Raw genomic sequence first — 14,406 nt, forward strand, 5'->3', positions numbered from 1 at the left:
GCATTTTCTTTTCAACATTCCCCCCGAATTTTTTTTCTGGCATATCCCGCTATAAAGTCATAGTTTTGCAACCTCTTTCTTTATCATGAATCCATCGGTTAAAATTTTCACAGGGAACAGTAATCCCGCATTGGCAGAGCGTATTGCCGCCAGGTATGGAAACGGGCTGGGTAAGGTGAATATTCAGAAATTCAGTGACGGCGAATTTCAGCCGGTTTTTCTGGAAAGCATCCGCGGCCACTACGTTTTCCTCGTCCAGGGCACCGGCGCGCCGTCTGACAATCTCATGGAGCTGCTGCTCATGATAGATGCCGCCAAACGCGCTTCCGCGGGCTATATTACGGCTGTTATTCCTTATTTCGGGTTCGCCCGGCAAGACAGGAAAGACAAACCCCGTGTGGCCATCGGCTCCAAACTGATCGCCAACCTGCTCACCGCCGCAGGAGCTAACAGGGTGATAACCATGGATTTGCATGCTCCGCAGATACAGGGGTTCTTTGATATCCCGGTGGACCACCTGGATAGTTCCGCCATTTTTATCCCATATATAGAGAATCTGAAGCTTAAAAACCTTACCTTTGCGTCCCCTGACGTGGGTTCTACCACCCGGGTGCGCGAAGTGGCGAGCTATTTTAACGCTGAAATGGTGATCTGCGACAAGCACCGCAAAAGGGCAAACGAAATTGCCTCCATGGTGGTGATCGGTGATGTGACGGACCGGGATATCGTATTGATAGACGACATATGCGACACGGCGGGAACCCTTACCAAATCAGCCGCCCTGCTGATGGAAAAAGGAGCAAGAAGCGTAAGGGCGTTCTGTACGCATCCCGTATTCAGCGGCAAAGCGTATGAGAACATTGAAAATTCGGTGCTGGAAGAACTGGTGGTATGCGATACCATCCCGCTTAAACAGCAGAGTTCGAAAGTGAAAGTGATCAGCGTGGCAGACCTCTTTGCAGTGGCGATCCGCAACATGCACGAGAACAAGTCCATTACCAGCCTGTTCGTTCACAGCAACCGCCGGATGCAATAAACAAGTGTATTCTTTTATATCATAAATGTTTAAACAATGAAAACAATAACCATCGAAGGACAACTCAGGAGCGAATTCGGCAAACAAGCCACCCGCCTTCTCCGTTCTGAGGAAAAAGTGCCTTGCGTTATTTACGGGGGTGCGGAAACTGTGAGCTTCTCAGCTCCTGCGACTGCTTTCAAGAACCTGGTGTACACTTCTGAGTTTCAGCTCGCTGAGATCAAAGTGGACGGTAAAACTTTCCGTTGCATCATGAAAGACCTGCAGTTTGATACCGTTACAGACGAGCTCACACACGTGGACTTCCTGGAACTGGTGGAAGACAAAAAAGTGGTTGCCACCCTGCCGCTGAAACTCACCGGCCAGTCCATCGGCGTAAAAGGCGGTGGTAAACTGGTAGTGAAAATGAAATCACTGAAGGTAAAGGCACTGCCTAAAGACCTTCGTGAGAGCCTGGAAGTGGACATCACCAACCTGGACCTCAACGAAAACATCCGTGTCGAAGACGTGAAAGCTGAAGGTGTAGAAATCCTCAACTCTCCCCGTATCCCGGTTGCTTCCGTTGTAATGACGCGCCAGCTGAAGCAGGAAGAAGCTGCTGCAGAGAAGGATGCCAAGAAAAAATAAATACGCAAAATATTTATATAACAAAGCCCGGCGTAAATTCAGCCGGGCTTTTTATTTTTGGCCTCCTGTTGTCAACCGCATAGCAAATAAGTATGAAATATCTGATCGTAGGATTAGGGAACATCGGAACGGATTACCACCACACCCGTCACAACATCGGTTTTGATGTGGCGGATGCATTCGCTGCGAAGCACGGCGCCCTGTTCCGGAGCGACCGGCTGGCAGACGTAGCGGAGATCAAATGGAAAGGGCGCATACTTGTAGTGATAAAACCAACCACTTACATGAACCTCAGCGGCAAAGCCGTTAAGTACTGGATGGACAAGGAAAAAATACCGGCTGAAAACGTGCTGGTGATCGTGGACGAACTGGCGCTGCCCCTTGAAGTGATCCGCCTCCGCCCCGGAGGAAGCGACGCTGGTCATAACGGCCTGAAAAGCATACAGGAAACTATCGGCACCAATCAATATCCCCGTCTCCGCTTCGGTATCGGCAACGATTTTCCGAAAGGCCGGCAGGTGGATTATGTGCTGGGAAGATGGACCGCAAAAGAAGAACCTGTAGTGCAGCAGAAGATCGATAAATGCACGGAAGTGATCGAAAGTTTTGCTTCAATTGGTTTACAGCGGTCTATGAACAATTATAACAACCTTACTTTTCCATTATAGAAGTAAATTGTATATTTCATGCCTGAAAGGTACCCCTACCTTAACCGCTATAGGTCATGATCCGTGTACCACTGATCGTTATATCACCGGGCATTGAGGATGCCAATCCGGGTGATAGTGCGCACAATGGGCAATGTATTGTGGGCTATGGGTAAAACCATAGGCTTTATTTAACCTTACAAAACACACGCATTATGAAAATTATCTGCGTTGGAAGAAACTATGCCAAACATGCAGAAGAATTGAAGAACGAAGTGCCCTCCGAACCCGTGATTTTCATGAAACCAAAGAATGCCCTGCTGCAAAACAACCATCCCTTCTATTATCCGGAATTCACGGATAACCTCCATTACGAATGCGAGCTGGTATTGCGGATATCAAAAAACGGGAAACACATTCAGGAAAGATTTGCCAGTAAGTACTACGACAGCATTTCCGTTGGGATCGATTTCACGGCCAGAGACCTCCAGGAAAAACAGAAATCGAAAGGCCTGCCCTGGGAAATTGCCAAATCGTTCGATAATTCGGCCGTAGTGGGTAAGTTTATTCCCATTACTGAAGAAACAGATCTTAAGGAGCTTAACTTTTGCCTGTACAAGAATAAAGAACTTGCGCAACAGGGAAACACGAAAGACCTGCTCTTTACATTCGACAAGCTTATCGCCTATATCTCAAGATTCTTTACGCTCAACATCGGAGATCTCGTATTCACCGGCACCCCCGAAGGAGTGGGGCCCGTTGAGATCGGCGATTCCCTTGAAGCTTTTATTGAGAACGACAGCCTGCTTGAATTCATGGTAAAGTAATCCTGCCGCAGGCCGCCTGAAAAAGAAAAAATTAAAAGGGAAAAAGAATCCGGACTTTTTCCCTTTTAATTTTTTCTTTTTATGGGATGTTCGCGTAGATCACATCCAGTATCCGGGTCAATTCATTATAATCCTTCTCGCTCAGGTTGTTCCAGCCTGTTTTCCGCATTTCCAGCACCAGCGGCCGTACTTCCTTATACTTGTTCACACCCTGGGGCGTCAGCTGCACAAATACCTTCCGGCGGTCGTCCGTAGACCCCTGCCTTTCCACCAGCTCCTTTTTCACGAGTAATTCGATAATACGGGACACGGTAGTGATGTCTTTCGAGGTGAGACGGGCTAACTCGTTGTGGGTTATGCGTTTATGTTTATAGAGGTTCTCGATCAGCAACCACTGGTCCACAGTAATTTCCATCTGCCGGGCATCGAAATTTTTCTGCCAGTAGTTACGGATTTTTTTGAGGGTGGCATCCAGCTTAAAAAAAGACGGATTGCTCACAAAAGTATCGTGCATATTAATTAATTTGCAGTAGCAATAGTTGTTATAGCAACTAATATTAAGTCTGGTTACACCAAAACTCTGTTACGTGCTTAAAGATAACATAAGCGTTCCGACTTTTAAAGCCACCATTACGCACCGGGAGCGTGATCCGGAATTCCAGGCCCTGCTGCTGAAGGCGTACCGCATCATGTTTACCGCCCGTACGATGTCTGAAAAGTACGAAGCCAACCGTTCCATCTGCAAATACGTGCATTCCACCTCCGCAGGGCATGAGGCCATCCAGATCGCCGCCGGCCTGCAGCTCAAAGCCTGCGATTATGTAAGTCCCTATTACCGGGACGACTGTATGATGCTGGCCATGGGCTACGCCCCGCAAACGCTGATGATGCAGCTGCTGGCCAAAGCCGGAGACCCTTTCAGCGGAGGCCGTTCCTATTATTGCCACCCCAACAGCCGCCAGCCAGGCAAGCCTGTCATCCCTCATCAGAGCAGCGCCACCGGCATGCAGGTGATACCGACCACCGGCATGGCCCAGGGCGTGCAATACCTGGAAAACGCCGGCCTGCTCCATGAAACAGACCGCCCCGTGGTGCTCTGTTCCCTCGGCGACGGCAGCGTAACGGAAGGGGAGGTGAGCGAGGCCCTGCAATTTGCCGTACTGAAAGATCTTCCTATTATTTACCTCGTGCAGGATAATGAATGGGGCATTTCCGTAAGTGCCGATGAAGCCCGCGTGATGGACGCATTTGAATACGCCGCAGGCTTCAAAGGCCTGGAGCGCATCCGGGTAGACGGCAGTGATTTTGAAGCCAGCTACCATGCCATGGAATCGGCCATCCGTTATGTGCGCTCCGCGCGTAAGCCCGTGCTGGTGCATGCCACCACGCCACTGCTCGGTCATCATACTTCAGGAGTACGAAAAGAATGGTACCGCTCGGATGAAGATTACGCCAAACATTTGTCCCGCGACCCGCTGCCCAGGCTGCAGCAGCTGCTGGTTAATCAGTCGGACCTCCGCCTGATCGAAGAAGAAGTGATACGGGACGTGAATGAAGCTTTTGAAGAAGCCGCGGGCAGTGCCGATCCGGATATTTCTACGGTAAAAGACCATGTGTTCGCGCCCACGCCCGTGACCGGGGAAACCGGTACCCGCGTGCCTTCCGGCGGCAGCAAGGTGGTGATGGTGGATGCTGCATTGCATGCCATTGAAGAGATCATGCGCGATCATCCCGAATCCATTTTGTTTGGCCAGGACGTGGGCCGCAGGCTGGGAGGCGTGTTCCGCGAGGCGGCTACGCTGGCAGAGAAGTTCGGAGATCACCGTGTTTTTAATACAGCCATACAGGAAGCATATATTATCGGGAGCACCGCAGGCTTGTCTGCCGTAGGCGTGAAACCCATTGTGGAAGTGCAGTTTGCCGATTACATCTATCCCGGTTTCAACCAGCTGGTCACGGAGATATCCAAGAGCTGTTATTTGTCTATGGGTAAATTCCCCGTGCAAACGCTTATCCGCATCCCCATTGGCGCGTATGGCGGCGGCGGGCCTTATCATTCCGGCTGTATCGAAAGCACGCTGCTCACCATCAAAGGCATCAAGATATGTTACCCGTCCAACGCCGCCGATCTGAAAGGATTGATGAAAGCCGCTTTCCTGGATCCCAACCCGGTGATCATGCTGGAACATAAAGGCCTTTACTGGAGCAAAGTGCCCGGCACGCTGGAAGCCATGACCATAGAGCCTTCCGCGGATTATATCCTCCCGCTTGGCAAAGGCAATACCGTGCTGGAAGCCGGCGAAGGCATGACCATCATCACTTACGGCATGGGCGTGTACTGGGCGAAAGCCGCCGCTGCGAAGTTTCCCGGCCGCGTGGAGATCATCGACCTGAGAACATTATACCCGCTGGATGAAGAGCTGGTTTTTTCTTCCGCGCGCAAGCTGGGGAAATGCCTGGTGCTGACGGAAGAGCAGCTCACGAACTCCTTCGCGGAATCGCTCGCGGCAAGGATATCCAAAGCCTGCTTCCGCTGGCTGGATGCGCCCGTGTATACCTTAGGCGCTTTGGATCTGCCGGCCGTACCGTTGAATATGGCATTGGAAAAAGAAATGCTGCCCACGGCGGATAAAGTGGCGGATTGTGTGCGGGAAATACTGGAATTTTAAGTTTCCTTTTCTATCTTTGGCCTTCCAAAAATATGGCGAGGTAGCTCAGGTGGTTAGAGCGTTGGATTCATAACCCAAAGGTCTCGGGTTCAACTCCCGATCTCGCTACAAGGCCCGGTAACGATTGATTATCAATTTGTTTTCCGGGTTTTCTCATTTAAAATGCCTCATCTTTCGTGCTTAAAATTGCATTACAGCATATCATATCCGGGGAAGCCACATGCCGCTGATAGCCCCCACCGTACCTACCGCGGTGCCAATCGTGATAACAAAGAGCAGTAATGAAAACGCCAGTTTTTTATTGGCGGAATTTGAAAATTTAGCTTTAAAATATAAAGCTACTACAGCCTGGGGAAGGATGTAAACAAATACTGCAAGGGCATTTAAAAAGGGCCCTGTAAATGTTTCAGGATCAAAACCAACAGGAGCTCTGTGAATGACCATCCAGAGCATAAAAAATACCCGGAATAACCATACACCGCTCATTGCCAGTAACAGGTGCACAGCCCATTGATTATGCAACTTTATATTCCTTTGCATGGCATATCTGATTGCGAAAAATGCGCACACGATAATGATCAGTCCGTTAATGGATATACCGATAGCACTAAATGGCCCGCCGATGGCGCCTCTTACCCAGGTGAGATATAAGCCGGCAGCACTGATCAGGAACGCTGAAAAAATGTATATTCTGCCACAGATCCTGTGAATCCCGGGGACTTTATTTCTGATCTTAGGTACTAATTGTAAAGGTCCCAGAATAGTTACTACAGCAGCCAATGCAACGTGTAAGCCAAAGATCAGGTTTCCAACAACATCGCCTTTAGTGTAGAAATGCGGACTGGCGGTATTCCACTTCTCGAAATCACCGAGAACAGTAGATTTGTAATACAGCATTAGTATATAGTATGCGAAGATCAACTGCCCACAATAGGTTACTATAAACCAAAAACGGGTAACATTCCTGAAGAGAGGTATAGCTATAGCTTGGATGGCTTGTTTCATGTCGCTGAAGTGGTTGATTAAAGATAACTTCAGCCTGATGAACTTCTGCTTAACAATTGTTAAGAAATGATTTCCCGCCTTATCCTGCTAAGACTTTCAGGTTTTATCCCGAGATAGGACGCAATATATTTAAGAGGTACATTTTTTATTATATTCGGACAATCCTTCATTAGCTTTATATACCGTTGCTCGGCTGTAAGCGTGGCCAGATCATTCATCCGTTGCCTGTCTTCTTCCTGTATCTGCTGGAATAACCTGATCGTGTAGTCCTTTTGTGTTATGCTGGTTTGTGAAGAACTGTCGGCATCGGCCTTAGTGATCCTAAGCAGCTCACAATCAGTAATGCATTGAAGGTATTCATTGGAGATGGTCTGACTCACAAAAGGGAAATAAGAGGTAAAGAACCGGGGGCCATTATTTAAATCGACGGTTACTTCTTCCCCTTTATCATTGATATAAAACTTTCGCATAAAGCCGGATACAATGAAATTATGATGCACCGGAACTTTTCCGGCTACCTCAAGCATAGTATCCCTGGCTGCCCGCAATGGCTTAAAAGTATCACGGCATTGAGCCCTGTCATGCTCTGGAATATCGATAATCAGGGAGATATATTCAAAAAGGGTATCATGATAGTGTTGCATCAACCCGGTTTATTATAAATATAAGCAATGTCACGGGCAATTCAAATCACCTGTAATCTAATGAGCCTCTTCGCAGGTATAATTTTTGCTTCGTACAATACCGGCAAAACCAAACACGATCATGAAAGAAGTCCCCACCCTCATCAAAAACCTGAAAGAACTCCTGAACGGCGGTCATGCCCATGCTACCTTTGAGCAGGCCGTAAAAGACCTGCCCACTCAGCTGCAAGGTCAGGTGCCCGAAGGCATGCCTTATAGCATATGGCAGCTGGCAGAGCATATCCGCATTACACAGCTGGATATACTGGAATTTTCCCGCAACCCTGACTACGAATCGCCGAAATGGCCGGATGGCTACTGGCCAGCCGAACATGCCCCGAAAAATGCGGCCGCCTGGGAGGAAAGCATTGCGCAAATCGCCAGGGACCGCCAGGCGTTTATCGATCTGCTGGAGGCGCCGGAAGCTGACCTCTTCACACCTTTTCCACATGGCAGCGGGCAGAACCTGCTGAGGGAAGCCATGCTGATAGCGGACCATACCAGCTATCATACCGGGGAGATCATTGTGCTGAGGAGGTTGATGGGTGCCTGGAAATAGAATAAATCCCCCGGTGCTGACTCATCCAAGACTTGCTCCTATAGCGCTTCCCGGCAATCAAGACCATGCCCGCAAAAGAACAGTAAGGTTTTGATGACATCGGTTTTTCTCCAGGTTTGATGCTGCCGGATATTCCCTCCCCATTTTTCGATTGTCTTAATATTAGCAGCCTTCCCAGGCCCGGCTCACAAACTGGCCCCATGGCCGGAACGGGTGTGCTATGCCTATACCTGTTATGTCAAAAAGGGATCTTTTGTTTTTGTTAGACGCCCTGTTGCCCTTTTTTATAGGCTGACATAAAATGGAGCCGCCAGTTTCGTCAGAAGGATTATCTAAACTTAGCAACGGCGATCTCCAGACTTTGATTCCCGAAATTTACTCATCACTTCTCCGCCGGCTTCAATGCCGCGGGCGACCACTGCTTGAAGAATTGCAGCACTTTCCTGCTGCTATGTCCTTTCCCTTCCTCCAGGTACTCAGAGTTTTGGGTATGGATCCGCTCGCCTTTCCCGTCAAGGATCACGAACACCGGGAAACCGAAACGCTCCGGGTGGCCGAGTGATGCAAAAACGGCGTCGTTCTTATTCTCCTGGCTGTAGTTAACATGCACTACTTCATAGTTTTGGTCCAGGTAGGTTTTTAAAGTGTCATTGGACTTCACCAGTTTATCGAAAGCGATGCACCAGCTGCACCAGTTCCCGCCCATTTGCAGGAATACGTGCTTGCCGGCTGCGGAAGCTTCTTTTACTGCGGCCTGGATGTCTGCCGCGGCGTCTGCCTGTGGATTGTAGAGCTGTGGTTTAGGGTTTGCCTGGGCAAAGACCGCGGCACTCCATAAGAGCATGCCGCAGAGCAGGAGCGTTATCTGTTTCATGATGGTTGATTTTTCAGGGTAGAAGTTAATGAAAAATCCCAGATTGTTGTTACTTATAGATCACTTCAAATCTGCTGAATACAGCTTCTTCATTTTCAGCACCGCTGAAGTGGAGGCCTATCCTGGGGCTTCTGTCCCATGGCGGCAGAAAATCCGGTGACACAGGCGCAGAGGGCGTCAATTCCTGCCATTGGGCGCCTTGCCTGAAGGAAACGGCTACCTGGCTGTTTACGCTCATTTTCAGCTCTACCGCCCCGGTTTTTATGGGCAACGATGCCAATACCGTGCGTTTGTTGTCCTTTACCATCCAGTATTCCACGTTTCCGCCCGATACGCCTACCCCGATTGCCGCGTTGGCGTCGCCGTACACGGCCAGGCCTTTCACGGCATCATTTTCATTCGCTATAGCAGCCTGCATCTCGTAATGCTGCGATGCCGGGCGAACGGAGAGCACAATGCCCGCGGCGTTGCCGGGCTTCACGCTGCCGGACAGATGCAGCTTGCCTTCCGATTGTTTCACGACAGGCGTGGAATTCCGGAAATCCCATTGCCAGCGGTTTGCAGGAACTTTCCCCCTGAAATCATCTTTGATACCGGCTGGGCGCGCGTTTCCGGACAGCACCCGGAATTCCGGCCAGGCGTTTGCACCGGGCCAGGTTAGTTTGGCCAGCATGGCCTGGCGGCCGGTAAATACAGTAGAAGACTTATTGTAGGCATGATACAGGTAGTAAGACGCGCCATCCGGGGCTGTAACAAAGGTCCCGTGACCGGAACATTTCCATTGTTCATTTTCCCCTAGAGCAGGATTGCCGGCATAGTTTTCATATGGACCCTGTATGGACGCAGACCGGGCGATCCGTACATTGTAATTGCATTCCCTGCCGCAACAATTGCCGGCCGAATAAAAAAGATAATAGTAGTCATCCTTTTTGAGGATGCTCTGGCCTTCCAACCCGATCCGGTCGTAGTCTTTCATCAGCGAAAAGGGTTCCCCCTCCAGCCTGAGCCCGTCAGCCGAAAGCCTGCTTCCCAGCAGTTCTATCGGTCTTTTATCCAATCCATAGGCTTTCCAGGTAATGTACAGCTGCCCGTTATCATTAAACACAAAAGCATCTATCGCTTCCTTTCCGTATTCTATAATGATCCCATGGTCTGTAAAATCTTTGTCGGGGTACCGGGATGTGGCCACGCCGATACAGGATACATTATCTGATTTGCGGCGTGCCGTATAATAGATGAAGTATGTATTGTTATGATAAAAATACTCCGGCGCCCAGAAAGACGTTGAAGTCCATTCAGGAGCTTTGCGGAAGAGGTAGCCGGATTGTTTCCAGCTTTTCATGTCGGTTGAAGTAAAGATCGGGAAATGCGGCGCCCATTCGGAAGAAGTGCCGACGGCATAATATTGATTCCCTTTCCTGATGACGGATGGGTCTGCAAAATCGCCCGGGATAACGGGAAGGATGTTTTGCGCATGGATATGATTAAAGGCCAGGCACAGGCAGCAGGTCCATTGAATGAAGGATTTCATGGGTACAGTATACGAATTTTTTCAACATTCTGCTACTGCGCTATTCCTTTCGGAAATACCGCTTTTCCCCCTGCGCTTCTGCCTCCACGCCCACAACATTCCCTTCCCCGTCCAGCTGAAAAGTAAAACGCACATTCACCTTCCTGCCAAAGAACTTATGTTTCTCTTCAGGGAATATCTCAAAAGCCGGGTTATTCCCCAGTTTCGCGTACAACCGGCCGTCGGCCTGGAGAATGCTCAACGCCTGCGTTCCCTGTGTATACCGCCCCGTAAATACCCCCAATTCCCCGGCGCTCATCTGAATGGTACGGTCATTCCTCAATTCGAACGGCTCATTGAAAATGATCTTTTCAATATCATTCCACAATTCGTTTACTGGCAATACGGAAACATTACTTAAGATAACAACCGATATTTTTTCATCCGGGTACCAGGCAGATAGAGCGGAGCATCCGAAAGTGCCGCCTCCATGGAAATACGCACGCCTTTTATCCGCGCGGATGAACCATCCATAGCCATAGGCTGGTGTTTTAGATGCATGAATGGTGAAAAGCAATTTTTGCAGGCTGTCCTTCCAGGTATCGTTACCGGCGAAGCTGTTATTCCATTTTGCCAGGTCTTCCGCGGTGGAATACAGATCGCCGGAGCCTTTCATCAGCGAGAAGTCCCTGTGAGGCGCCACAATGAGGCTGTCGTTGAGTAAATGGTAAGCGGATACCATGCCCGGAACGATCTTTCCTGTGGCGTATACGCCGGAATGTTTCATTTGCAGCGGCTGTAATATCTTTTCTTCCAGGATGGAGGCGTAGGGCCGCTGATAGACTGTTTCGAGGATGCAGGCCAGCAGGAAATACCCGGGGCTGGAATATTTCATATCTGTTCCCGGCGTGAACAGCAGCTTCATACCGGATATTTCCGCGAGCGCCTGCTCCTTTGTAAGGGGCAGGCGGGATTTTAATATCCAGTAGTCACTGATGCCCTCGTTATGCGGAATACCGGATGTATGGGATAACAACTGTTTCAGGTTGATCTGCCGCCATTGAGGGTCCTTTAATGCGGGAAAGAACATCGCCAGGGAATCATCCAGCCGGAGCCTGCCTTCCTGCGCCGCCAGCACTACCAGCATGGCGGTGAACTGTTTGCTGACAGACGCGATCCTGAACACGGCGCCGGCACTCATGGGCACATTCAGCTCCTGTGAGGCCTTCCCGATGTTTTCCTGGTAAAGCACCCGGTTGTTTTTTGTAACCAGCACCACGCCGTTAAAACCGATTCTTTCGTGCTGAGCCGTAAGATATTTATGCAGCAACGCCGACTGCCCCGAACAGGCTACCGAAAATATAAGCGCAAAAAAGGTCATTATAGTCCTTTGCATACTTTGATATTTTACGGTATTAGTTGCCGGAGTTGCAAAAAAACTTACAGAGTGGAAGAAAATAATTGAGGGCCGCCCCGCAAGGAACAGCCCTCATATACAGGTACTTTCTGAATATCAATTATGCGTATTCGGAACAAATACGCAATTGGTCGTATCCTTCGCATAGATCTGCTGGCGCACCCTGTTCAGCACAAACCGGTTATAATTAATAGTGGAGTTCTGGACATGCAGGATGTAGCAGCTGTAGGCGTTATTATGCACATAATTGTTGGTCACGAATATGTTCCTGACCTTGGCCGTGCCGGTCGTTTTGGCATTCATCTCCACGCCGTTCCCTACATTATGGGCGATCTCGCAGTTCCTGATATACACATTCTGGGCGGTATCGCTGTCGGGCTCAATATCGATGCCGTCCTGCGGAGCGGTGCCATTGGTGTGGGTCAGCAGGCAGCTGTCCACTTCCAGCCCATTTACGCCACCTATGGTGAGGGCCTGTCGGCGGTTATTGGTGCTGGTCACCCTCAGCAGCGTTACATCGCGGCTTACTACGGTCACATTACTGGCATTTTTGCGGGCGCCAACTACAACACCGTCTCCCCAGCAGTTGGCAATATAGGTGCGGTTCACTTTCACATTAGTGCTGCCATAAATGGCAATGCCCATGCCCCATTCTCCCGTAGTGCCGGTATGCTGGTCGCGGTCGCCGACTATTTTGCCGCCGAAAATGCTGATATCGTTAACGAACTCCGCCAGGATAGCATGGTAGCGTGTGGAGGAAGTAGGCCTTACGATCAGCTTGCGGGTGGTGTCGTACATATACAGGTCCACATGATCTTTCATCCTGATGGCGGTATCGGCGTCGATATAATAATTGCCGGTGCGCACTCTCACCACGCCGCCGCCCAAACCTGCCATGGAGTCGATCGCTTTCTGGAATGCCCAGGTATCGTTCAGGGCATCTGTGCCGTCGGCGCCCACATCGTTCACATAGATCTCCGGTACTGTCAGGGTTTGGTTGTTGCTGAGCCTGGACCGGTCGTCTGTAGACATGGGCGCCTCCATTTTATAGCAGGCGGTTAAGATCAACAGGGTTCCCAGGAAGAAGAAAAGTTTTCCTTTTAACATAACAGGTATGCTTGCATACATTTTCCGGGTCATAACGAATTGATTTTGGATTTATAAAATGAGTAATTCAATCAACGCAAAAAAAGCGCATACCGGTCCTTTCCAAAAAAGCATAATAAGCCCTTTCCGGCCATGAGACCAGTTTACAAGCCATGCCATGGAAGGGCTGCTTATTGATAAGACAATCGGAAAACGGGCAGGGAGTACCCGGGAGGAAAAAAAAGAAAGGACTGCCGGAATTAAAGCAGCTCGGCCAGATCGGCCCGGTTGTTTTTCATAGCCAGCGCCAGCGGTGTAAGCCCTTCGTTGTTAAGAGCGCTGGAAGGCAGGTTGGCATTGCATAACAGCTGAATGGTGTTCTTCACCGTGCCGCGGGACAAAACGGCCTGGTGCAACAACGTATTCCCGTTTGCATCTCTTAACGCAGCTATGGCCGGTTTGAAATTTTTCAGGAAGGGCGCAAGCAGGTCCTGCTCATTTCTTTTCACCAGGCTGAAGATGGATGCGGGCATAACGGCGATCATCCATTCCAGCAGCCAGTGGGGGCGGGGAGAGAAGAATGCTTTGAAATGTTTCCTGGCCTTGTTGTTACTGGTGAAGCCGTTTACCAGGCATGTAGCGGCCGCTTCGTTGATATCTGCCCGCAGGCCGTCCAGGTAAGGTTTTAGACGATCATCCTCGAAAGGGAAAAGCGTGGTTAACCACTTCTCATTGACAGCCGCTACCCTGCTGAAAAATGAAGGGGGAAGCTCGTGCTCCTCCGGTGAGAGCGGTGAAAAACCAAGCGCCATCACTCTTAATATGACCTTCTCCTGCAGATCCGCTACATCAGGAGCATTATCCAGGCAGGCGATAAAAGTTCTGAAAGGATGAAAGCCGGGGGGTACAACTTTATGATCGATCACCCAAGGGAATACGGTATAATAACACGCGTATTGATCGCGGTTGCAAGGATAGGTGGGGTGACCGGTACCTAACGCCAGGTAGATGCACAACCATTCCAGGCAGGTGGAGCCTCCGTTGCCGGCGTAAGCTTTCTGTGCCCGCAGATCCGCTCCCGCGGTGATCGTCAGCCGGGTGATGCGGCTCGCGGTATCAAGACCGGCGGGACTGGTTATTTTGTGAATATCCTGGATGAACATGGCGAGGTTGTAAGTGCCCAGCTCATCATTTCCCAATAAAGTGGCGGAAGCTCCCGACCGCACAAGTTCCTGCAACGACCGGAAGATTTCTTCCAACCCGGAAAGTGATGCAAGCGTTTCAAATGCAGCTTTGAACTGTTCATCCAGGGCATTGGCTTCCGCTTTGCTCAATTTTTTTCTTGCAGCCGACCACGACGCAGTGTCCTTCTCCAGTTCAAGGCGGCTGGAAATGATATCCTGCTTTACCTGGAGGAAGGATTCCATAGGAAAATCAGGCGCTGTCGCATTGCTCCGGTTCATACT

Annotated in this window: 14 protein-coding genes and 1 tRNA gene; 7 read left to right on the forward strand and 8 right to left on the reverse strand. The window is 49.9% G+C overall.

The window, feature by feature from the left end; genetic code table 11:
* The first annotated feature begins 85 nt into the window (after positions 1 to 85).
* The 4 genes from ACTJIK_RS10425 (at position 86) to ACTJIK_RS10440 (ending at position 3,137) form a co-directional block, all read left to right on the forward strand.
* Positions 86 to 1,036, forward strand: a complete 951-nt coding sequence (locus ACTJIK_RS10425; RefSeq protein WP_440646310.1) for a ribose-phosphate pyrophosphokinase — start codon at positions 86 to 88, stop codon at positions 1,034 to 1,036.
* A gap of 36 nt (positions 1,037 to 1,072) precedes the next feature.
* Complete coding sequence (locus tag ACTJIK_RS10430; protein ID WP_440646311.1) at positions 1,073 to 1,663, forward strand: 50S ribosomal protein L25; 591 nt, start codon at positions 1,073 to 1,075, stop codon at positions 1,661 to 1,663.
* A 92-nt stretch (positions 1,664 to 1,755) separates the two neighbouring features.
* Complete coding sequence (gene pth / locus ACTJIK_RS10435; RefSeq protein WP_440646312.1) at positions 1,756 to 2,331, forward strand: aminoacyl-tRNA hydrolase; 576 nt, start codon at positions 1,756 to 1,758, stop codon at positions 2,329 to 2,331.
* 194 nt (positions 2,332 to 2,525) lie between these two features.
* Entirely contained in the window at positions 2,526 to 3,137 is a 612-nt protein-coding gene (locus ACTJIK_RS10440) for a fumarylacetoacetate hydrolase family protein (protein WP_440646313.1), read from the forward strand.
* Between the two features lie 79 nt (positions 3,138 to 3,216).
* Here the strand turns inward: ACTJIK_RS10440 and ACTJIK_RS10445 are convergent, their stop codons facing one another.
* Positions 3,217 to 3,651, reverse strand: coding sequence for a MarR family winged helix-turn-helix transcriptional regulator (locus ACTJIK_RS10445; protein WP_440646314.1), 435 nt, complete (start codon positions 3,649 to 3,651; stop codon positions 3,217 to 3,219).
* Positions 3,652 to 3,724: 73 nt separating this feature from the next.
* Between ACTJIK_RS10445 and ACTJIK_RS10450 the strand changes: the two genes are divergently transcribed.
* Positions 3,725 to 5,806 (forward strand): alpha-ketoacid dehydrogenase subunit alpha/beta, encoded by a 2,082-nt coding sequence (locus tag ACTJIK_RS10450; protein WP_440646315.1) that lies wholly within the window; start codon positions 3,725 to 3,727, stop codon positions 5,804 to 5,806.
* A 34-nt stretch (positions 5,807 to 5,840) separates the two neighbouring features.
* Positions 5,841 to 5,914, forward strand: a tRNA-Met gene (locus ACTJIK_RS10455).
* A 93-nt stretch (positions 5,915 to 6,007) separates the two neighbouring features.
* Here the strand turns inward: ACTJIK_RS10455 and ACTJIK_RS10460 are convergent.
* Complete coding sequence (locus ACTJIK_RS10460) at positions 6,008 to 6,811, reverse strand: DUF2306 domain-containing protein (RefSeq protein ID WP_440646316.1); 804 nt, start codon at positions 6,809 to 6,811, stop codon at positions 6,008 to 6,010.
* Positions 6,812 to 6,870: 59 nt separating this feature from the next.
* Positions 6,871 to 7,455 (reverse strand): Crp/Fnr family transcriptional regulator, encoded by a 585-nt coding sequence (locus ACTJIK_RS10465; protein ID WP_440646317.1) that lies wholly within the window; start codon positions 7,453 to 7,455, stop codon positions 6,871 to 6,873.
* A gap of 121 nt (positions 7,456 to 7,576) precedes the next feature.
* On the opposite strand from ACTJIK_RS10465, the gene ACTJIK_RS10470 reads away from it, so the two are divergent.
* Entirely contained in the window at positions 7,577 to 8,053 is a 477-nt protein-coding gene (locus ACTJIK_RS10470) for a DinB family protein (RefSeq protein WP_440646318.1), read from the forward strand.
* Between the two features lie 382 nt (positions 8,054 to 8,435).
* Here ACTJIK_RS10470 and ACTJIK_RS10475 read toward each other — a convergent pair whose 3' ends face one another.
* The 5 genes from ACTJIK_RS10475 to ACTJIK_RS10495 all read right to left on the reverse strand — a co-directional run bounded on the left by ACTJIK_RS10475 (position 8,436) and on the right by ACTJIK_RS10495 (position 14,403).
* Complete coding sequence (locus ACTJIK_RS10475; RefSeq protein ID WP_440646319.1) at positions 8,436 to 8,927, reverse strand: thioredoxin family protein; 492 nt, start codon at positions 8,925 to 8,927, stop codon at positions 8,436 to 8,438.
* 49 nt (positions 8,928 to 8,976) lie between these two features.
* A complete protein-coding gene (locus ACTJIK_RS10480; RefSeq protein WP_440646320.1) occupies positions 8,977 to 10,458 on the reverse strand; it encodes a glycoside hydrolase family 43 protein in 1,482 nt (493 codons plus the stop codon).
* A 40-nt stretch (positions 10,459 to 10,498) separates the two neighbouring features.
* On the reverse strand, positions 10,499 to 11,833 hold the full coding sequence (locus ACTJIK_RS10485) for a serine hydrolase (RefSeq protein ID WP_440646321.1): 1,335 nt from the start codon (positions 11,831 to 11,833) through the stop codon (positions 10,499 to 10,501).
* A 117-nt stretch (positions 11,834 to 11,950) separates the two neighbouring features.
* Positions 11,951 to 12,961: a right-handed parallel beta-helix repeat-containing protein gene (locus tag ACTJIK_RS10490; protein ID WP_440646322.1), complete on the reverse strand. Its 1,011-nt coding sequence runs from the start codon at positions 12,959 to 12,961 to the stop codon at positions 11,951 to 11,953.
* A 239-nt stretch (positions 12,962 to 13,200) separates the two neighbouring features.
* Positions 13,201 to 14,403 (reverse strand): ankyrin repeat domain-containing protein, encoded by a 1,203-nt coding sequence (locus tag ACTJIK_RS10495; protein WP_440646323.1) that lies wholly within the window; start codon positions 14,401 to 14,403, stop codon positions 13,201 to 13,203.
* Positions 14,404 to 14,406 lie beyond the last annotated feature (3 nt).

Source organism: Chitinophaga sp. 22620 (genome assembly GCF_052044405.1).
Classification (GTDB): domain Bacteria; phylum Bacteroidota; class Bacteroidia; order Chitinophagales; family Chitinophagaceae; genus Chitinophaga.